Source organism: Sphingomonas paeninsulae (genome assembly GCF_003660165.1).
Taxonomy (GTDB): Bacteria; Pseudomonadota; Alphaproteobacteria; order Sphingomonadales; family Sphingomonadaceae; genus Sphingomonas_O; species Sphingomonas_O paeninsulae.
Window position 1 is genome coordinate 371,986 of the sequence record NZ_CP032829.1, and the last position, 18,838, is coordinate 390,823.

Sequence of the window (18,838 nt, forward strand, 5' to 3'; positions counted from 1 at the left end):
ATGTCAGGAGCAAATGAGCCCTGCTAGCAAATTACCTACCCGCCCCCGAGGCGGTTTTTTCCAAAATCATACGCAACAACCCGAGGTGTTAACGCACCTCGGGTTCGTTCGTTAAAGCGTTGTAAACCAAGAGTCGATTCACAATCTGTTCACGCTTCAGTCTCGCGGCGTTCGCCTCTGCCTACGCCACCTGCCCAGCGCTTTTGTCTTAGGCTGCGAAACTAGGCCGTCGATACATCAGGCGACGTCCACCGATGCCGCGTAGGACCTGATCGGTGCGGGCCGTGTCATCAACGCCACGAGCAATGCGGTTGCTGTAGCGAAAGTCGAACTCTGCCAGATAGCGGTGCAAATGCTGCTTGCCGCAATGCTGATAGATGCCCTTCATGCCGCGCTTGAAGATGCTGAAAAAGCCCTCGACGGTGTTGGTGAAGGCTTCACCGCGAACATACTCTTCCTTGCCGTGGCTTACGACCTGATGGTCCGCGTAGTCGCGGCCAAGGGTGCGATAGAGCAACAGTTCGTCGGTCATCAGGCGGGCTTCGGCTGCAAGATTGTTGCGAACGATTGGGCCGATTTCTTCGATGCGGATGTTCTCGACAACACGCGAACGAGCTACGCCGGTTTCGCGGTCAACGAGCGTCACGACCTTCATCTTGTGGTGAGCGCCACCGCGCTTCTGTTCCTTGGAAGGGTCGCGACCGATGAAAGTCTCATCAACCTCAACCATGCCACCGTTCGCGCCAAGGTCGGCGTTGTCATCTTCGCGCATTGCTTCGCGGATACGGTGGAACATGAACCATGCAGTTTTGTACGTCACGCCAAGCATACGATGAAGCTGGTGAGCGCTCATACCCTTCTTGCTGGACGATAGCAGGAAGGTCGCGAGCAACCACTTATTCAACGGAACCTTGCTGCGCTCGAACAGGGTGGCAACCGTCACCGAGTACTGCTTGCGGCAATCGTTGCACTGGATAACGCCAGCACGGATCGCGCCGTCTGGATGGGCCTTGGTTGCCTTGCCGCGCTGCGCAGGAAGCCGCTGCGCTTTAAACGAACCACAATGCGGGCAATACGGACCCTGCGGCCAACGCAGAGCTTCAAGATGCTCGCGGGCTTTGTCTGGATCTGTGAAGTGCGGGGCGGTGAAATTCGTCATGCACTCTCACTAGGGTGTGAGGGGGTGCTTTGTCAAGTATATAATCGCCAAGATTGTTGCGCGGGTCGCTTAGCGAGGCATGTTCGTAGGCAACAGTTCTGCGCTCGCCGCTCGCTGGGATTTAACCTCTGTCACTGCGGCGGCGGCGCGGTCGATGCGCTCGTTCCAGTCGGGGTGCGTGCCGTCGGACGGCGCGCCGGAACCTGCTCGCTCGCCGAGCCGCATCCAGAACGGTACGATCGCATCCACGTCATAACCAGCGCGGGCGACCAGCCAGACAGCCATTCGATCGGCCTCAAACTCGGTCTTGCGAATTTGAGTGTCCCGTTTTCCCAGCTTGGCGAAAAGCCCACGGGCTGTATTTTCTGTATCGAGGCGCAAGGGGTGGTGGAGAATATTATGCGCCAGTTCATGCGCGATGATCGTGGCGAGTTCATCGTCATTGGCAGCAAAATCCACCAGTGAACCCGATATCTGGACATAGTGGCCGTCCGCCTCCGCGTTCAGGCTTTTGCCGGTCACGATCTCTATCCGTGACGAACAACCGGTCACGCCGGTCAATTCAACCGTTCTCGATACCTTTCCGCGGAGGATGCGAAGGACCAGTGGCGGCCTCAGCAGCGCAGAATCGATCATAGCCTGTGTCTTGGCTGTTGCGTCATAGCTGGCCCGCGGCGGCAACTCACGGGGAGTCGGTGCACCGTCGATTTCAAGCACAATATCGCCTGCTTTCAATCCTGCTCGGTCAGCGGTTCCACCAGCAACCACGGCTTGCACCATAGGTCGGCGATCGAGCGCGTCCCCCTGGGCAACAGCGGGGCGCGCAAATGGTTCATATTGCGCAAGCGTCTGAATCGTAAAACCAGCGAGCGGAGCCGTTTCCGAACAAAGCGGCGCGTTGGTGGTCTGCAATTGCCAGGCGATTGCCGCGACACGCGCGTCCGCCTCCTGCAAGGCGGCAATGCCCGGATCGGACGCCCCGATTGCAAGTGCGATGAAAACAGCGATCATTCCGACGGGTTTAAGACCGGATTGCGCGGTAGCAAGTCGATTGCGCGAGCGCCGTGCCACTGTTACCCGCAGCCGATGCTTAACGACATTTCCTCGACCCTTGCGCTGCTCCACACCCGGCGTTCGGGCAAACCACGCGATATGGTCGCGCCGGGGCCCGACGATGCCCAGCTTCGGGCGATTCTGGAGGCAGCGATCCGCGTGCCGGATCATGGAAAACTCAACCCATGGCGATTTGTGGTCGTGGCGGCGGATCAGCGCGATCGGCTGGCGACATTGATCGTGGATGCCTATCGCGCAGAACAGCCGCAAGCGACGCCTTCCCAGATCGAGGCGATGGAGCAGTTCGCGCATCAGGCTCCAACTTTGGTCGTCGTGTTGTCGGCACCTGTCCCTGGTAAGATCGCGCTGTGGGAGCAGCAATTATCTGCTGGGGCGGTCTGCATGAACCTGCTCACAGCAACACACGCAAGCGGGTTTGTCGGCGGATGGCTGACCGGCTGGCCCGCCTATTCCGACACGGTGCGCGATGCTTTTGGAGGGCCGGACCAACGCATTGCAGGATTTGTCTTCATCGGCTCACCGTTGCGCGAACTGAGCGAACGCCCGCGCGCCGCTTTCGATGACGTGGTCAGCAACTGGTCCTGACATCGGACATGACTTTTTGAGTGCGTTGGTGTATTAATGCTGCATGACAGTTAACGAATCCGGCGACGTTCCCGTCTATCTTCGTCTTCGTGCGATCCTGGCAGCTTCGATTCTCGAAGGCGATTATGCCGAGGGCGCGCAGTTACCCTCGGTTCGCGCATTCGCTGCCGAACATGGAGCCAACCCGCTGACTGTGGCAAAAGCGTATCAATCGTTGCAGGACGATGGCTATGTCACCGTTCGGCGTGGCGTCGGGATGTTCGTCGCACCCGGCGCGATCGACCGGCTGTGCAGCGACGAACGCGAACGATTCATGGACCGGGTATGGCCGCGCATTCGGGCGCACATAGTCCGACTGGGAATCGATCCGAAAATGCTGTTTGAGAAGGAACCAGTGTAAGGCGTGGTTCATACCTTTTGACTAGGGTTGCCGCTGTTCATGGTTTTACGCAAATTCTTCTCGCGCGCACCTGTCGCGCCGCGTCAGCATCGGTTGCCCGATGGCGAGCGGGTCTATGCCATCGGTGATATCCACGGCAGGCTCGATTGCCTGGACATTCTGATGTCGCGGATCGCTTTCGATGAGGCTGAGCGCGGCCCCGCCGATACGACGCTTATTTTCCTTGGTGACCTGATTGATCGAGGAGCCGAATCGCGCGGCGTTATCGAGCGTGCGATGAGTATCGCAGAGACGTACAACACGGTGTTCCTGATGGGCAATCATGAGGAAATCCTGATCCACGCATGGGAAGGCGACAGTCGCGCGGCCGCTTTGCTTCACCGGGTCGGTGGGCGCGAAACGGTCATGAGTTACGGCGTTCATGCCAGCGATTACGACGCGGGCGATCCGGATGAACTGGCGACTCTGGTCGGGGAAAGAGTGCCCCCGAACATATCGCCTTCCTGCGCAGTTTTCTGGATAGCCACACCCAGGGTGATTATTTCTTCGTACACGCAGGTATTCGCCCCGGCATCGCACTACAGGCGCAGGATCCACTGGATATGCGCTGGATCAGGCGCGAATTCCTCGATGACAGTCGCGACCACGGTCCGATGGTCATCCACGGGCACTCGATCACCGACGACATCGACCAGCAGGTTAATCGTATCGGCATAGATACCGGTGCGTTCGCCAGCGGAAAGCTGACCGCCATCGGCATCGAAGCTGGCGATCGCTGGTTTTTGACCAGTTGATCTCGCCGACACTCTTGCCCGCGTTTACCTGAGTTCAATGTTGAGCGCATAATGCAAACTGGATGCCGCGTTCGGCATGGGGGATTACGTCAGTGTCGATCAAAGTCCTTGCCGTTTTCGGGACGCGTCCGGAGGCGATAAAGTTGTTTCCGGTGATCGACGCCTTGCGTGCTGAGCCAGGTGTGGACTGTCGGGTCTGCGTGACTGCCCAGCATCGCGGTATGCTCGATCAGATTTTGAAGCTGAGCGGCATCGTGCCTGATCATGACCTCGATATCATGGTGCCGGGACAGACTCTGGATTTGCTGACCGCTGCATTGCTGGTGCGGCTGGGCGACGTTTTCGACATCGAGAAACCCGACCGCGTCATCGTTCAGGGCGATACGGCAACCGCGATGGTCGGAGCGCTGGCCGCTTATTACCGTAAAATTCCGGTCAGCCATGTCGAAGCAGGACTGCGCAGCGGCGACATCCATCATCCCTGGCCCGAGGAGGTCAATCGCAAGATTATTGCGACGATGGCGGATCAGCATTTCGCACCGACCGCGACAGCGGCGGATGCCCTGCGTCGCGAAGGCGTACCCGAAGGCACGATCTTCGAAACGGGCAACACGGTGATCGACGCGCTACTGGCAACACGCGCGCGGTTGTTGGCAGACCCGACGATGTGCAGCGGGATCGACGCGGTAATTGATCGGTTCGGGGCAAAGCGCATCATCGCCGTGACCACACACCGGCGCGAGAACTTCGATGCGATGCGCGGGATGGCGGGAGCGATCGGACGGATCGCGGCGCGCGGCGACGTGGGGATTGTGTTTCCCGTCCATCCCAATCCGAACGTGCGCGCGGCGATGGCCGACGCCCTGCCCTCCTCCGATGCGATCGCTTTGATCGAGCCGCTGGATTACCCGGATTTCGTGCGATTGCTCGATCGATCGACGCTGGTCCTCACCGACAGCGGCGGCGTTCAGGAAGAAGCGCCGACGTTCGGCAAGCCCGTACTTGTGATGCGCGAAACCACCGAACGTCCCGAAGGCATAACAGCCGGCACGGCCAAGCTGGTTGGCACCGATCCGGCGCGAATTGTGTCGGAAGCCACCAAATTGCTCGACGATAATAAAGCATATGACGCGATGTCGCGCGCACACAGCCCATTCGGCGATGGCCATGCCGCCACCCGCATCTCAAGGATCATTGCAAATGGCGGTTAGCACTCACCCAAAGGTCTGCGTCATGGGTCTGGGCTATATCGGCCTTCCCACCGCCGCGATCGTAGCGCGGTCTGGCAGCGAGGTCATCGGCATCGACGTGCGTGCCGAAGTGGTGGAGACGGTAAATTCGGGCGGAGTCCATATCGAAGAGGTCGATCTGGATGCTCTGGTGCAAGGCGTCGTAGCACGAGGACTATTACGGGCATCGACAGAGGTTGAAGAAGCCGACGTCTTTCTGATCGCCGTGCCGACGCCGTTCGACGATAAACATGCTCCCGACACCAGCTATGTGCTCGCAGCCGCGCAAACGATTGCTCCTGTCCTCAAGGTCGGTAATCTGATCGTGCTGGAATCGACGTCGCCGGTGGGAACGACCGATGCACTCCGTGATCTGATCGCGGAATTACGCCCCGATCTGCATATCCCGCGGGCTGGCAACGGTACAGCCGATATCGCCATCGCTTACTGCCCTGAGCGTGTTTTGCCAGGGCGCATATTGGTCGAGCTGATCGACAACGACCGCTGCATCGGCGGGATCACGCCACGTTGCGCGCGCAAAGCTCTGGCGTTTTATCGCCGCTTCGTGCGCGGAGCCTGCATCACGACAAGCGCGCGCGTTGCCGAAATGGTGAAGCTCAGCGAAAACGCGTTTCGCGACGTCAACATCGCCTTCGCCAACGAACTGTCGATGGTATCGGACAAGCTGGGCATCGACGTCTGGGAAGTCGTGCGGCTCGCCAACCGGCATCCGCGCGTCAATATCTTGTCGCCCGGTCCCGGCGTAGGGGGACACTGTATCGCGGTCGATCCGTGGTTTATCGTTCATTCTGCTCCTGAAATCACACCACTCATCCGCACCGCGCGCGAAGTGAACGATGGCAAGATCGACTATGTGGTCGAACGCGCAGGCGATTTGATCGAAGCAAACCCCGAGGTGCGGGTTGCTCTGCTCGGTCTGGCCTTCAAGGCCAATGTAGATGATTTCCGCGAGAGTCCGGCGCTGAAAGTAGCGAGCGAACTGGCGTTAAAATTCGGAAATAGGATCGTGATCGTCGAACCCCATATCGAACGCCTCCCGCCGGTCTTCGACAATAGCGGGGCGACCTTGGCCGACATCGACGAGGCACTTCTCGAATGCGGCTTGATGATCGTGTTGGTCGATCATGACATCTTCAAATCGGTTCCCCCCGAGGAGCGAACGGGCAAAATCGTCTATGATACGCGCGGAATCTGGTCAGCCTAAACGTCGCCCAATTGAGCTTTGCGTCGATAGGACTGGCAACCGTTGACTGATCTGAAGTTGGGCCCCCGGCATGGTGGGGTATGCCGGGGGCCTCGCCGATACGCCGGGGACCAACCCTCCGTATCGGTGAGCCACTATTACGGGCGCATCAGTTAACCATAGCTTTTGAGCCGACAGGAGAAACGTTCAAAATGGAGCGACCGATAAATAACGCGAATACCGCTAAAAGCCCGCAGGCGGAAACGGTCGAGCGGAAGATCCATCACCTAAGCGTCGTAAGTTTATTGCGCTTGGTCATGTTCATAGAACATTTGACCGCAGATCGGGTATCGCAGACTATCTGGAAAAGCCAAATATACTGTAGATGACAAGGTCGAACTGGGAGGATCAAAAATGCGGATGCCGCCATCGCGCTACACCCCGGTATCTCGTTTTGGTTAATGCAAATCCGATCTCAACACGTCAAAGCGAAGGCTTTTGTAGCCAATGGCTTCTTGTCGAATCTGCCAAAAAGTTGCACTTGCAAAAGAGCTTTCGACGTTTCTGTCGCTACACGGGTAAAGAATGAACAGGTTCCAGGATCATCCAGTTTTCGTGTCTGAAGATGCGCTGCCGCAGCCGCTTTCGTCTGCAGAGTTAAGGGATTTGCGTAAGTTGCTCGACCGGGAGAAGCAACGCCAGAGCATCGCAAACATAGGTGAGCTCTCTGGTCGTGCCGATGGGAAAGTCAATTACGCGAATTTGGCCGAACGCATTTATCGTGCGCGACGCGATCGGGAACGGGTATTTGACGATAGTATATTTGCCGACCCCGCTTGGGATCTACTGTTGGACTTGTTCATCAGGTCGGAGCGGAACGAGCAGGTCAGCATCTCGAGCGCCTGTCATGCATCGAGCGTCCCCGAAGCCACCGCGTTGCGTTATTTGAAAGTTTTGACGGAGAAAAAATACGTCGAACGCATTTCTCATCCGAACGACAGACGAAGCACTACACTCCGAATGACGCCTTTAGGCACCAATCTTATGACTGAGTGGCTTGAACACTTCCGTGCGAATCGCTGACGTTATCTCTCAACCAGTCGAGGACAGTTGCTAATTTTGCGCCGGCTTCTGTTAGCCCAAGCATGTCCAATCTATCGAGCGCATGACTGAGATCTTCCACAATCCCCGAGACACAATCTGCATTATCATTGTCGATGGTAACTGACTGTGATGCCATGGTTTTACCTCCCCCCTCTCGGGATATAACGCCTCAATGCCACTATAGTTAATACCCAATCAAGATTGATTCGGCGATAAAATACGTAATTTGCGTATCAAAATTTGCTCACCCCCCAAAAAAATGGAGTTAAAGCAGGTTAAAATCTCGCCTATGACAGTCGAGAGCACAAACTACAGCGCTAAGTAAACCTATCTGATTTACACATCATTTCGGAGATGCGCTTTCACTAGAACAACAAAGTCTAGATTTTGTATTTTAGGGACACCGAACCGGGGGTTATCGCTTGGAAAAGGTCGCGTTTCATTGGTTAAACTATAGCCGAGCCTACAATACCAATCGATCAGCTCAGTTCTCTGACGGATCACTGTCATTTCCATCGCGTCTGCATTGAATGCCTCGATCGCCGCGCTTTCGGCAGCACCGACCAGCCTGCGCCCAAGACCGCCACCCTGTATCTCTGGATCAACCGAAAGATGGCCGAGATACGCTACGCCCTTCCCTGCCGAAGCAATCTGAACACAGCCGACCAGCGCGCCACCCACGTTTGCCACGATCATGCACTGCCCAGGGTCCGCCAAAAGGTCCGCGAGCGCTTCGATATCGGTCCGCTGGCCTCCGAGCAGGTCGGCCTCATGTGTCCATCCCTTACGTGCGCTATCGCCGCGATAGGCCCGCTCGATAAGGCGATGCAGCGCCGGGATATCCGCCGCAGTTGCCGTCCGGAAATTCGCGGCTATCAAGCGGCCAACTCCTCGATGGTCAGTTCGTAAAGCAGCGATGAGCCGGCGGTTGCCGCTGCGGCTTTGCCCAAAGCTTCAGGAACAAGGTAATCCAGATAATAGCGCGTGGTTACGGTTTTCGCTTTCAGAAACGCGGGATCGCCCGAACCGGATTTCAGCATTTCGGCAGCAACCCTGCCCTGTCGGGCCATCAGCCAGCCACAGGTCATCACCGACACCATGTCGAGGAAGGGATAGCTGCCCGCCAGTCGGTCATTAACTTCTGTGGTCAGCAGCCAGTCGGTCGCGACCGCAACGGCATCCACCAATGCCATCAGGTGAACCTCACCGGCCGCTTCTGCACGGACTTCATCGATGAGTGCTTTCAATGCAGCGCCGCCGTCGCCGGTCAGCTTGCGGCCGACCAGATCGGCGGCCTGAATGCCGTTGGTCCCCTCATAAATCGGCGCGATCCGGATATCGCGATAATGTTGCGCCGCGCCGGTTTCCTCGATGAATCCCATGCCACCGTGGACCTGCACCCCAAGACTGGCGATTTCGCACCCGGCATCAGTGCCATAAGCCTTGGCAAGCGGAGTGAGCAGATCGACACGCGCCTTTGCACCCTCGACACCCAAATGCGCGCGATCAACTTCGCCGGCCGCCGCATACACCAGCGAGCGAGCGGCCTGTGTCAATGATTTCATTCGGAGGAGCATCCGGCGAACATCGGGATGTTCGATGATAGGCTGCCCCTGAATGCGGTCGCGGGCATAGGATATCGCTTCCTGCGTGGCGCGCTCGCCAATCTGGATGCCCTGAAGCCCGACATTAAGCCGCGCATTGTTCATCATCGTGAACATTGCGCGCATCCCGCCCAGTTCGGGACCGACCAGCCAGCCACGACAATCACCATTATCGCCGAACGACAGGACGCAGGTCGGCGACGCATGAATGCCGAGCTTATGTTCAATTGAAACACACCGCACGTCATTGGGTTCAGTGAACGCACCCTGCGCATCCGGCCGCAATTTGGGGACGAGGAACAGGGATATGCCCTTTGTTCCCGGCGGCGCATCAGGCGTGCGCGCAAGGACGAGATGAACGATGTTTTCGGTGAGGTCGTGTTCGCCGAACGTGATGAAGATCTTGGTGCCGGCGATAAGCCAGCTACCGTCCCCCACAGGTTTCGCCGTCGAACGCAATGCCCCGACATCGGACCCGGCTTGCGGCTCGGTCAGGTTCATCGTGCCCGTCCATTCGCCGCTCACGAGCTTTGGCAGATACGTCGTCTGCAACTCTTCGCTGCCATGAACCGCCAGTGCCTCGACCGCGCCAGCCGTCAGCATATTGCACAGCGTAAACGCCATGTTCGCCGTCCCCAGGTCTTCGAGAACGATAGTTCCCAGTGTGAACGGCAACCCCTGCCCACCGGCATCCTTCGGACCCACGATCGTGCCCCAGCCATTGTCGACAAGCGCGCGATAAGCCTCGCGAAAACCGGCGGGCATAGTGACCGTGCCGTCATTCCATACGGCACCAACCATATCCCCGATGCGGTTGAGCGGCGCGTATTCGGCAAGCGCAAAAGCACCCGCGCCTTCGACGATGGCATCCACCAGATCGGCTGTCGCATCGGAAAACGCATTGTGGCCGGCCAGTTCATCAATCCGCACAACGTGATCAAGTACGAAGCGCTGCTCGATGGTGGGGGGAGTGTAGGCCAAGATTCGAATCCTTCGATTGTCCTGAGCAAGTGTTTTGCGCGAACCCGGACAACGCCTATAGCGCGGCCCGATGACACCCTCAAACCCACCATATCAAACGACAATCCGACGTTACGGCAAGGCTGCTATTGCAGAGGCGGCGGACCTTATTCGCGGGGGTTATCCGGTCGCTGTGCCAACGGAAACCGTTTATGGACTCGCAGCGGACGCGACCAGCGGCGAAGCAGTTGCGCGAATCTATGAGGCCAAGGGACGGCCCAGCTTTAACCCGTTGATCGTCCATGTGCTCGATCTGGCGGCTGCCGAACAACTCGGCGTTTTCAGTGCAGAAGCTCTTGCGCTGGCCGCTGCGCACTGGCCGGGACCGCTGACGCTGGTCGTGCCGCGACATCCCGACTGCCCTGTTGCCGGGCTTGCAACGGCTGGCCTGGATACCATTGCGATACGGGTGCCCGCACATCGCGCAATGCGGGCGTTGCTCGAAGCAACTGGACTTCCGCTTGCCGCTCCCAGCGCAAACGCCAGTGGGCGGATCAGCCCGACACGCGCGTCTCATGTCGAACACAGCCTTGCCGGTCGTATCCAGTTGATCATCGACGACGGCCCGGCAAGCGTGGGCATTGAATCGACGATCGTCCTTGCCGAACCGGGAGCTTTGCGCATCCTTCGTGCCGGGCCTGTTGCAATCGATGGCGCTTCAGTCGCGCAAAGTCCTATCGACCCAGCCAGCGTGATCGCGCCCGGACAATTAACAAGCCACTATGCGCCAGCCAAACCACTGCGGTTGAACGCGGAAAAGGCCAGGGACGATGAGTGGATGATCGGGTTCGGACAAGTTTCAGGCGACGCCAACCTCAGCCTGGACGGCAGTCTCTTGCAGGGAGCGGCAAGATTGTTCGACGAACTCCACATTGCCGATCAATCGGATCGACACGCGATTGCGGTCGCAAGAATCGAAGGCGACAGCGCGTTAGCGGTAGCCATAAACGATCGCCTCAACCGCGCAGCTTCGGCTTAGCAAATTCGGCAAATCGGTCGTAACGGCCTGAAAAGTGAATTAGGGGCGGATGATGTCGAGTAACTTGAATATTATAGCCTGCGGCTCCTGAGATGGATTTAGCACCAGAGCAACAACGGGTCGGCATCATCATACCGGCACGCTACGCATCGACCCGCTACCCCGGTAAACCGCTTGTGAAACTAACCGGCGCCAACGGCAGTGCGACCACGTTGATCGAACGAAGTTGGCGGGCTGCTTCCGCTGTCGCGGGCATTGATTTCGTTGCTGTCGCAACCGACGATGACCGTATCGCCGAAGAAGTGCATCGCTTCGGCGGGGTCACCATTATGACTCCGCAATCGTGCGCAAATGGCACAGAGCGTTGTGCCGCCGCAGTAGCGCAAATGGAAAATCCGCCACAGATTGTCGTGAACCTGCAGGGCGATGCCCCCCTGACGCCAGCTTATGTCGTGTCCCAGTTGATCGAACGCCTGTTGACCGATGCCGCGTCGGTCGTGGCAACGCCCGCCGTGCGCTGCACCCCGTCCCTGTATCGTCATCTGATCGAGGATCAGCGTGCAGGCCGCGTCGGCGGAACCACGGTCGTCAGCAACGCCAGATCGCAGGCACTTTATTTTTCAAAGCGTGTTTTGCCGTATTTGCCGGATGATTGGCTTCACGACCATGATTGCCCCGCGATGCTGCATTTGGGCGTCTATGCCTATCGTCCAGCCGCGCTTGCAGCTTATGCTGCGTGGCCTGCGAGCGTCCTGGAACAGGTCGAGGGTCTGGAACAACTCCGCTTTCTCCACTACGGCGCGCCGGTCGCCGTTGTCGAATGTGCCGCACCTGACTGGGATGTGGTCGAACTGAACAATCCGAGCGACGTAACTGTTGTCGAGGCGATGCTTCATCGACGTGGACTGGACTGAGGAAAACCGACGATGAAGCTTTGCGGACACGACATTGCACTGGGCCAGCGTCCTTTCCTCATTTCCGGGCCGTGCGTGATCGAGAGCGAAGCGCTTTGCATGAAGGTTGCCGAGCGATTGCGGTCGCTTGCCGACAGATTGTCGATGCTCGTCATATTTAAATCCAGTTTCGACAAGGCCAACCGAACTTCAGGCGCATCTTTTCGTGGACTTGGCATGGAAGAAGGGCTGCGCGTCCTTGAAAAAGTGCGAAAAGAAACCGGGTTGCCAATACTCACCGACGTTCACGCCCCCGCGCAATGCGCACCCGTGGCAGAAGTCGTTGATATGCTTCAGACACCGGCATTTTTGGCCCGACAAACCGACCTGATCGAAGCAGCCGCAGTCAGTGGCAAACCGGTCAATTTCAAGAAAGCGCAGTTCATGGCGCCAGTCGACATGAACCAACTCATCGCAAAGGCACGGAATGCCGCCGTGCGGGCGGGACTGAACGAGGACAGTTTCACGGTCTGCGAGCGCGGCACCAGTTTTGGCTATAATAACCTCGTCGTCGATATGCGCAGCCTTGTGCAGATGCGCGACACGGGATGCCCGGTTGTGTTCGACGCAACCCACAGCGTTCAATTGCCAGGCGGACTTGGCGACAAATCTGGCGGACAGCGCGAATTCGTACCGCATCTGGCGCGCGCTGCTGCCGCCATTGGTGTCGCGGGTTTCTTTATGGAATGCCATCCAGAGCCGGACAAGGCGCTCTCCGATGGCGCGAACGCCTTGCCGCTCGATCAGGTGGAGCCACTTATGGCGAAGTTGCTGGCGATATCCGAATGTAAGTAACTGAAAACCAACGATTTCAGGTCGGTTCCAGCCCCGCATCAACCAATATGCCTTGCCGGTGTAGAAAGCTGAATATCGGGTTGAGCAATCGGTTGGACCATCCTGAATTCGTCGCAAAGTCACGGCGCAACGTGGCGTGATGGAAAGCGTGGGCTGAAGGTGTCATCAACAAACCGACGGCGCGCATAGCCTTTATCGTCAGCGGGACGTCCGCCCGATGAAGTGACGAATGGAAGTACTGGGCCAACGCGCCGCCGATCAGCAACATCAGAGCCGCAGCCGTAAACCATAACGGTATTTCCCACATCAATGCCGCTACGTTCAGCAAAATCGACAGGGGAAGCGCGACGAACGCTATACTCGACCATATAAGATCGACAATGCCACGCCGTCCCAAAGCATCGGGACGCGGATGATGGTTTTTGAAATCGAAAACGAGGCGATCGAACGTACCGACGTGTTTAAGCACCGATCTTCGCAGTTCGAGATACTCCTCGGAAATGCGCGAGCCAGAATAGAAAAATAACTTGTCCAGGCCTCGTCCCGGGGGACAATGCCGATAGTCCATATACATATGAACGATGCCGGACGCGGCATCGGCGAGATACCATCCGATCAAGCAGGCCGGAATGATACGCCAGTCCATAGTGCCACTCGACAGGGCAATGTTCGCGGCCAGTGACAGCACAAACGTCGCAATGACCATTCGCTTCAAGATTGCGGCGTGAAAGATATCCGTGTCCACACTGGTTGGCGTTGCCACCATATATACACGTCTTTGCCCGACACCAATCCACTTGAAGCAGAAACGACCGAGACGGCGCGGCTGTCTGGATAACCAGAAGCCGACACCGCCCCGAAAGTTAGATAGCTAAAAACGATCGCTCTTATTTGAAGCGAAAGCCAAGACCCATCATGACACGCTGGCGCGACGTGTTGTCGTCATATTTCGAAAACACATACTGAGCGTTCACATATACTGGCAATCTGCCTCCAGTGAGGGTGTATTCAACACCGCCACCGACCTGATAACCATCGGTACGGAAGTGATCATACGACGATGGAACGCTAATTGTCGCGGAATCAAAGCGCTGACGCTGCTCGTTGTTGACGTAACCGCCCTTACCAAACACGAGAAGGTTTGGGTTAACCAGGACACCGGCGCGCACAGCAGCACCCCATTCGTCGAACGACTTGTCGCAAAGCGAACCACCGGGCACGCCGCTGCAATTTTCGGTCCACTTGTTGGCACGCCAGAAGCTGGCTTCAGGACCGATCACGATCCGGTCGCCGATCATTCCGTCGAAACCGATCGTGCCACCATAACCAAGGCGATCGTTATGGATCCCTTCGGACTGATAGCGATCTCCACCGATGTTGCCTTCGACGCGAAGGCCGCGGAACGATGTTTCCTGAGCCGAAGCGACACCCGAAATCAGCGACAATGCCGTTCCGACCATGACAATAAGTTTACGCATAACTCGAACCCTTTTAATGTTTACGTGTCCACCCAAGCAAACTACCAAAGCGCAATAGCGATCCAGGCAGGAAATACATTTTTCCCTGCCGTGACCTTTTAGCAACACTAACAGTAGTTTGCGGGATTAGGACCGGGTGGCCCTATAGACGCTGAGACTTGGATGACAAGCGCTCTTCGACCAATGGAGTGATTAACTGGATATTTCCTCCATTGGCTTGAATATTCCCGAAACAACCTTAACGAATGCTGACAGCACTGCCGCTGTTGCACTGCAACGATTGAAAGTAACAGGCATTCATCAACCATGACATCGTCGATATCGGACCACTGGTGGCCGTCGGCGGATGCTGGCTCGCTTTTTTCGACCCCGCCCTTTCCGGGGTCTCGCGCCATAAAGGCGAGCTTGGCCGTGGATGATGGCGCGTTGCCTGCACAAGCCATGGGCACCGACGAAGCCGGCAAGTGCGTTACAGCGATGCGACGGATGCGCGTGGGCGGCACATTCTGGGCCGATCAGCCCGTACTCCCCACTGGTCCATTCATATTGGCGCGGCCAGGCAACCCGGATCAATTTCGCGCGATGGCGGCATCTGCAAGTGTGCAACCGATATCGGTGATATTCTGGTTTCCCGACAGGCGCACGCTACGCATCAGCGGCGTGGCAACCGCCACCGCGATTGTTGGCCCTTGTGACCCCTGGCATTTTTTATCCAGCGCAAGCGAAATTTGGGCCGATCCTGGCGACGAGTTGGTCCTTCTGGCAGCCATCGCCGGCGTTCCGCAGCGACTTTTTGGTGGCAGCGCCGAGGTAACACCGCCTGCCCCTCCGGAAAGCATCGAACCGATCAGACGTCTGTCGGCGCTAATAGGCAATCTCCATTTTCGCGACCCGTTTTCCGGAAAAGAAATCACTCCTTCGTCACTGATCGAAACTCTGGGCTTCTGGCGTGATTTGATCGATGCGAACCGTCCGATCGGCGCGATCCACGGAATTGCCTTCTGGAAACGCCCATCAATAGCGCCGCTGATGTGGAACGGTCATGGCACTGTCCCGTTTGACGGTTTTTTCCGATCAGCCCCCGATACCCCCATCGCATCTGCCTCCGCTGCGTGGATTGCCCGCACGCCGAAAGCCGTACTGCAACGTCTGGTGTCGACCGGCACCCCATTATTCCAAATCGAGGACGGCTTCATCCGCTCCGTCGGGCTTGGCGCTGACTGCGTGCCCCCCTGTCTATCGTGGTCGATCCCAATGGCGCCCACTACGATCCAGCACAGGAGAGCGGTCTCGAAAAGCTTCTTACCACTCAGGATTTCACACCGGAGATACTGGACCGGGCGCGACGTTTACGCGAACTGATCGTAGCACGCGGCATCAGCAAATATGGCGTCAGCGCAGGGGCAATCGTTCGTGAAGGCGGCGACCGGCGACACGTTCTGGTAACCGGACAGGTAGAAGACGATCAGTCGGTTATCAAAGGCGGCGGGAAAATTACTTCCAATCTGGACCTTTTGCGCCGAGTGCGCGCTGTAGAACCGGACGCGTTTATCATTTATCGCCCCCATCCTGATGTAGATGCCGGGCATCGTAAGGGTTATATCAAGGACGATGTGGTGCTTAGCGTTGCCGACTCTATTGCTCGTGAGGTTGCCATAACCTCGCTGATAGACATTGCGGACGATGTCCATGTGCTGACCTCGCTTGCCGGTTTTGAAGCGTTGATGCGTGGCAAGTCAGTAACGACGCACGGGGTTCCCTTTTACGCGGGCTGGGGCCTGACTAACGACTTGGGACCAGTACCAGCGCGTAGACAAAGGGGCCGTTCGCTCGACGAACTGGTTGCTGCCACGCTGTTGCTTTATCCGCGGTATCTAGATCCTGTGACAGGGCTACCCTGCCCGCCCGAGGTATTGATCGAGCGACTATCGTCTGGCGTCAGCAAAAACGGCCCTCTCGTTTTCGCCCGGCGCATTTTGGGAAGTCTGATGCGTCGAGGCCGCAATCTGTCTTCGCAACATAACCCAGGGCAGCAAATTCGATGAAGCTGGAACATCGTGATTTGCGGGTCGTTGCCAACGAGCCTCCTGTTGAGCAGCAGACCGGCACCCGCGTGTTCCTGATGCTACAGGGACCACCCGGTCCCTTTTTCTGGGGTTTGGCCGAAAAGTTGCGGCGCGAAGGAGCCGAGGTACACCGGATAAACCTGAGCGGTGGCGATGCCTATGACTGGCCCGGAGAGGCAGTTCGCTACAGAGGTCGAATGAGCGACTGGCCCCTCTATGTCGATCGCTTCATGCGAACAAATCAAGTTACCGACGTCCTGTTGTTCGGCGACTGTCGACCTGTCCATATCGCAGCGCGCCAGATGGCGCAGTTGCGCCATATCCGCGTCCACGTTTTCGAAGAAGGCTATGTCCGGCCGAACTGGATGACGCTTGAGCGCAACGGTGTGAATGGCAATTCATCGTTCGTCCGTGACCCGCTGCGTATTCTCCATCGGGCGGCAGCACTCCCCCGTTGCCCGACTTGCCTCCCATCGTCGCGAATTCAAAGCGCCGCGCCCGGGACAGCTATTGGCATTATCATTATGTCTGCATCGGCCAATTCCTGATGCGCTATCCTTACTACCGATCGCATCGACCCGGCTCGATAATCGGTGAAGGGCTGTGCTGGCTGCGGAAATTATCCAGACGCGCCCATGCCGAACGGGAAGCGCAACGAACGCTGGACGAGATCAAACCGGGCAGTTTTTTCTTGTTTCCGCTTCAGTTGAACGCCGACTATCAAATTCGCGCCCATTCGCCTTTCAGCTCGATGTATCAAGCTGTGGACTATGTACTCGCCAGCTTTGCCGAACATTCGCCCAAGGATACCGTCCTGCTGGTCAAGGAACATCCGCTCGACATTTCGTTCCGCAGCTGGCGCGCGTTGATTGCTAATCATGCTCGTCGCCTCAACATCGCAGACCGGGTGATCCATATCGACGGCGGCGACTTACAAGATCTCACGCAAAACTCCCGCGGCGTTGTTGTGGTCAACAGCACGTCGGCAACCTTCGCCCTGGCAAAGGGTCGGCCGGTTATCACCCTCGGCTCTGCGATTTATTCGATGGAAGGGATCACGCATCAGGGGCCGCTGGATGAATTCTGGTTGGCACCGCGCCCGCCGCGCCCCGAATTATACGAGGCGTTCCTCCGCTGCCTGCACGACCATTGCCTCATCCGAGGCGGCCTTGCCAGCCAGTCCGCAACACGCATCCTCGTCGAAAGCGCGGCGGCCCGATTGCTCAGCACATAGTCGATATCGGCCGGGAATAAGCGAAAAATCAGCTGAAGTGTCTCAGCCGATCATGGCAAGATCGTGAACATGGACCAGACCGATCGGACGATCTTCTACCTGCGGATCGGTCACAAAAATCACCGTGATCTTTGCATCGGCCATCAACGCGGCAGCATCGCCGATCGTTGCATTTGCCGAAACCGTCCTCGGCTGCCGTGACATGACCTGCCCTGCGGTACTCGCAAGATTGGCTTCGAAAACACGACGAAGGTCACCGTCGGTAATCACGCCGATCAGAAGGCCCTTCTCGTCGATGATACCGGCAATCCCCTTGCCACCTTCGGTAATCTTAAGAATGACATCGTGCAGCGATGTGTCGGACGTTACGAGGGGAAGCGGCAGATTGTAGCGAATAAGACGTTCGACAGGCTGCGATCGCCAGCCGATCGAGCCCCCCGGGTGTAGCTGCATAAGATCGGCACGCGTAAATCCGCGAGCCTGCATCGCAGCAATCGCCAGCGCGTCGCCCAGCGCAAGCATCATCGTGCTGGACGTCGTCGGCGCAATCCCTTCGGGACAGGCTTCGTCAACCTCAGGGAGCAATACTGTCACGTCGGCATATCGCGCCAGCGGCGAAGGCTGCCGCCCCGTAACCGCCACGACTGTCGCTGAGATTGCCCGCATATGACGCACGATGGGGAGCAGCTCGGTCGTCGCGCCGGAATTCGAGAATGCGAGAAGCGTGTCGCTCCGCTGCACCATACCCAGATCGCCATGTGAGGCCTCAGCAGGATGAATAAAGATCGCTGGCGAACCGGTCGACGAAAGTGTTGCCGCAATTTTGCGCCCGACGTGGCCCGCCTTCCCCATGCCGCTCACGACCACTCTTCCGCTGGTCGCCAAAATCGCCCGGACTGCCAGATCGAAGTTCATATCCAGGCTATCGGCCAACAAAGCCAACGCGTTCGCCTCTTGCCGGACGACAGATACGCCGACCGAACGATTACGCTGGTCGTCCCCTGTAACCTGCGCAAAAGCAACGTTTCTTTGCATCGTTTTATATGACCCTGGTGTACGCGTACTGCTAATCAAGTATGGGAAATCGGGTGGCTGGTCAATAAATGCCTAGTCCACCAGCCGCCCCAATCGCACTCTCTGGCGCTTGGAAAACGTGTTTG

Annotated in this window: 19 protein-coding genes and 1 pseudogene; 13 read left to right on the forward strand and 7 right to left on the reverse strand. The window is 57.6% G+C overall.

Features of this window, described 5'->3' with window-relative positions:
- Positions 1-208 precede the first annotated feature (208 nt).
- Both D3Y57_RS07215 and D3Y57_RS07220 read right to left on the reverse strand, forming a co-directional pair.
- Positions 209-1,159, reverse strand: a complete 951-nt coding sequence (locus D3Y57_RS07215) for an IS1595 family transposase (RefSeq protein ID WP_121152427.1) — start codon at positions 1,157-1,159, stop codon at positions 209-211.
- Positions 1,160-1,228: 69 nt separating this feature from the next.
- Entirely contained in the window at positions 1,229-2,170 is a 942-nt protein-coding gene (locus D3Y57_RS07220; RefSeq protein ID WP_121152428.1) for a M48 family metallopeptidase, read from the reverse strand.
- A 75-nt stretch (positions 2,171-2,245) separates the two neighbouring features.
- Here D3Y57_RS07220 and D3Y57_RS07225 point away from each other — a divergent pair, with 75 nt between their 5' ends.
- The 7 genes and pseudogenes from D3Y57_RS07225 (at position 2,246) to D3Y57_RS07250 (ending at position 7,528) form a co-directional block, all read left to right on the forward strand.
- A complete protein-coding gene (locus D3Y57_RS07225; RefSeq protein ID WP_121152429.1) occupies positions 2,246-2,818 on the forward strand; it encodes a nitroreductase family protein in 573 nt (190 codons plus the stop codon).
- A gap of 43 nt (positions 2,819-2,861) precedes the next feature.
- The gene (locus tag D3Y57_RS07230) at positions 2,862-3,218 is read left to right on the forward strand and encodes a GntR family transcriptional regulator (RefSeq protein ID WP_121152430.1); all 357 of its coding nucleotides are present in this window, start codon (positions 2,862-2,864) and stop codon (positions 3,216-3,218) included.
- A 162-nt stretch (positions 3,219-3,380) separates the two neighbouring features.
- A pseudogene (locus tag D3Y57_RS20825) lies at positions 3,381-3,497 on the forward strand (serine/threonine protein phosphatase); the annotation flags it as partial.
- Between the two features lie 323 nt (positions 3,498-3,820).
- Entirely contained in the window at positions 3,821-4,012 is a 192-nt protein-coding gene (locus tag D3Y57_RS20830) for a hypothetical protein (protein WP_239026112.1), read from the forward strand.
- 98 nt (positions 4,013-4,110) lie between these two features.
- Positions 4,111-5,223, forward strand: a complete 1,113-nt coding sequence (gene wecB, locus D3Y57_RS07240; protein WP_277873367.1) for a non-hydrolyzing UDP-N-acetylglucosamine 2-epimerase — start codon at positions 4,111-4,113, stop codon at positions 5,221-5,223.
- Positions 5,213-6,466, forward strand: coding sequence for a UDP-N-acetyl-D-mannosamine dehydrogenase (gene wecC / locus D3Y57_RS07245; RefSeq protein WP_121152432.1), 1,254 nt, complete (start codon positions 5,213-5,215; stop codon positions 6,464-6,466). The genes wecB and wecC overlap by 11 nt, the downstream gene beginning before the upstream one ends.
- Positions 6,467-7,060: 594 nt before the next feature.
- The gene (locus tag D3Y57_RS07250; protein ID WP_162987031.1) at positions 7,061-7,528 is read left to right on the forward strand and encodes a winged helix DNA-binding protein; all 468 of its coding nucleotides are present in this window, start codon (positions 7,061-7,063) and stop codon (positions 7,526-7,528) included.
- Between the two features lie 357 nt (positions 7,529-7,885).
- Here D3Y57_RS07250 and D3Y57_RS07255 read toward each other — a convergent pair whose 3' ends face one another.
- Both D3Y57_RS07255 and D3Y57_RS07260 read right to left on the reverse strand, forming a co-directional pair.
- A complete protein-coding gene (locus tag D3Y57_RS07255) occupies positions 7,886-8,428 on the reverse strand; it encodes a GNAT family N-acetyltransferase (protein ID WP_121152434.1) in 543 nt (180 codons plus the stop codon).
- Positions 8,425-10,134: an acyl-CoA dehydrogenase family protein gene (locus D3Y57_RS07260; RefSeq protein WP_239025975.1), complete on the reverse strand. Its 1,710-nt coding sequence runs from the start codon at positions 10,132-10,134 to the stop codon at positions 8,425-8,427. Before D3Y57_RS07260 ends, D3Y57_RS07255 begins: the two co-directional genes overlap by 4 nt.
- Positions 10,135-10,204: 70 nt before the next feature.
- Between D3Y57_RS07260 and D3Y57_RS07265 the strand changes: the two genes are divergently transcribed.
- The 3 genes from D3Y57_RS07265 (at position 10,205) to kdsA (ending at position 12,900) form a co-directional block, all read left to right on the forward strand.
- Positions 10,205-11,152, forward strand: coding sequence for an L-threonylcarbamoyladenylate synthase (locus D3Y57_RS07265; protein WP_121152436.1), 948 nt, complete (start codon positions 10,205-10,207; stop codon positions 11,150-11,152).
- Positions 11,153-11,244: 92 nt separating this feature from the next.
- Complete coding sequence (gene kdsB, locus D3Y57_RS07270; RefSeq protein WP_121152437.1) at positions 11,245-12,066, forward strand: 3-deoxy-manno-octulosonate cytidylyltransferase; 822 nt, start codon at positions 11,245-11,247, stop codon at positions 12,064-12,066.
- Between the two features lie 12 nt (positions 12,067-12,078).
- Positions 12,079-12,900 carry a 3-deoxy-8-phosphooctulonate synthase gene (gene kdsA, locus D3Y57_RS07275; protein ID WP_121152438.1) on the forward strand — a complete coding sequence of 274 codons (822 nt, stop codon included), beginning with the start codon at positions 12,079-12,081 and terminating at the stop codon, positions 12,898-12,900.
- A 16-nt stretch (positions 12,901-12,916) separates the two neighbouring features.
- On the opposite strand, the gene D3Y57_RS07280 is transcribed toward kdsA, so the two are convergent.
- Positions 12,917-13,666 carry a fatty acid desaturase family protein gene (locus tag D3Y57_RS07280; RefSeq protein ID WP_239025976.1) on the reverse strand — a complete coding sequence of 250 codons (750 nt, stop codon included), beginning with the start codon at positions 13,664-13,666 and terminating at the stop codon, positions 12,917-12,919.
- 121 nt (positions 13,667-13,787) lie between these two features.
- Positions 13,788-14,378 carry an outer membrane protein gene (locus D3Y57_RS07285; RefSeq protein WP_121152439.1) on the reverse strand — a complete coding sequence of 197 codons (591 nt, stop codon included), beginning with the start codon at positions 14,376-14,378 and terminating at the stop codon, positions 13,788-13,790.
- Positions 14,379-15,619: 1,241 nt separating this feature from the next.
- Here D3Y57_RS07285 and D3Y57_RS21590 point away from each other — a divergent pair.
- The 3 genes from D3Y57_RS21590 to D3Y57_RS07295 are packed head-to-tail and all read left to right on the forward strand — an operon-like array spanning position 15,620 to position 17,678.
- Positions 15,620-16,423 carry a capsular polysaccharide export protein, LipB/KpsS family gene (locus tag D3Y57_RS21590; RefSeq protein WP_162987032.1) on the forward strand — a complete coding sequence of 268 codons (804 nt, stop codon included), beginning with the start codon at positions 15,620-15,622 and terminating at the stop codon, positions 16,421-16,423.
- Entirely contained in the window at positions 16,420-16,992 is a 573-nt protein-coding gene (locus tag D3Y57_RS21075) for a capsular polysaccharide export protein, LipB/KpsS family (RefSeq protein WP_277873339.1), read from the forward strand. The genes D3Y57_RS21590 and D3Y57_RS21075 overlap by 4 nt, the downstream gene beginning before the upstream one ends.
- The gene (locus tag D3Y57_RS07295; protein WP_277873340.1) at positions 16,992-17,678 is read left to right on the forward strand and encodes a capsular polysaccharide export protein, LipB/KpsS family; all 687 of its coding nucleotides are present in this window, start codon (positions 16,992-16,994) and stop codon (positions 17,676-17,678) included. The genes D3Y57_RS21075 and D3Y57_RS07295 overlap by 1 nt, the downstream gene beginning before the upstream one ends.
- Positions 17,679-17,720: 42 nt before the next feature.
- On the opposite strand, the gene D3Y57_RS07300 is transcribed toward D3Y57_RS07295, so the two are convergent.
- Positions 17,721-18,713: a KpsF/GutQ family sugar-phosphate isomerase gene (locus D3Y57_RS07300; RefSeq protein WP_121152441.1), complete on the reverse strand. Its 993-nt coding sequence runs from the start codon at positions 18,711-18,713 to the stop codon at positions 17,721-17,723.
- Between the last annotated feature and the right edge of the window lie 125 nt (positions 18,714-18,838).

Excerpts from the sequence above, each read along its gene's own strand:
- D3Y57_RS07215 (WP_121152427.1), bottom strand. The coding sequence starts at position 1,159 with ATGACGAATTTCACCGCCCCGCACTTCACAGATCCAGACAAAGCCCGC.
- D3Y57_RS07220 (WP_121152428.1), bottom strand. The coding sequence starts at position 2,170 with ATGATCGCTGTTTTCATCGCACTTGCAATCGGGGCGTCCGATCCGGGC.
- D3Y57_RS07225 (WP_121152429.1), top strand. The coding sequence starts at position 2,246 with ATGCTTAACGACATTTCCTCGACCCTTGCGCTGCTCCACACCCGGCGT.
- D3Y57_RS07230 (WP_121152430.1), top strand. The coding sequence starts at position 2,862 with ATGACAGTTAACGAATCCGGCGACGTTCCCGTCTATCTTCGTCTTCGT.
- D3Y57_RS20830 (WP_239026112.1), top strand. The coding sequence starts at position 3,821 with ATGCGCTGGATCAGGCGCGAATTCCTCGATGACAGTCGCGACCACGGT.
- wecC (WP_121152432.1), top strand. The coding sequence starts at position 5,213 with ATGGCGGTTAGCACTCACCCAAAGGTCTGCGTCATGGGTCTGGGCTAT.
- D3Y57_RS07265 (WP_121152436.1), top strand. The coding sequence starts at position 10,205 with ATGACACCCTCAAACCCACCATATCAAACGACAATCCGACGTTACGGC.
- kdsB (WP_121152437.1), top strand. The coding sequence starts at position 11,245 with ATGGATTTAGCACCAGAGCAACAACGGGTCGGCATCATCATACCGGCA.
- kdsA (WP_121152438.1), top strand. The coding sequence starts at position 12,079 with ATGAAGCTTTGCGGACACGACATTGCACTGGGCCAGCGTCCTTTCCTC.
- D3Y57_RS07280 (WP_239025976.1), bottom strand. The coding sequence starts at position 13,666 with ATGGTGGCAACGCCAACCAGTGTGGACACGGATATCTTTCACGCCGCA.
- D3Y57_RS07285 (WP_121152439.1), bottom strand. The coding sequence starts at position 14,378 with ATGCGTAAACTTATTGTCATGGTCGGAACGGCATTGTCGCTGATTTCG.
- D3Y57_RS21075 (WP_277873339.1), top strand. The coding sequence starts at position 16,420 with ATGAAGCTGGAACATCGTGATTTGCGGGTCGTTGCCAACGAGCCTCCT.
- D3Y57_RS07295 (WP_277873340.1), top strand. The coding sequence starts at position 16,992 with ATGCGCTATCCTTACTACCGATCGCATCGACCCGGCTCGATAATCGGT.
- D3Y57_RS07300 (WP_121152441.1), bottom strand. The coding sequence starts at position 18,713 with ATGCAAAGAAACGTTGCTTTTGCGCAGGTTACAGGGGACGACCAGCGT.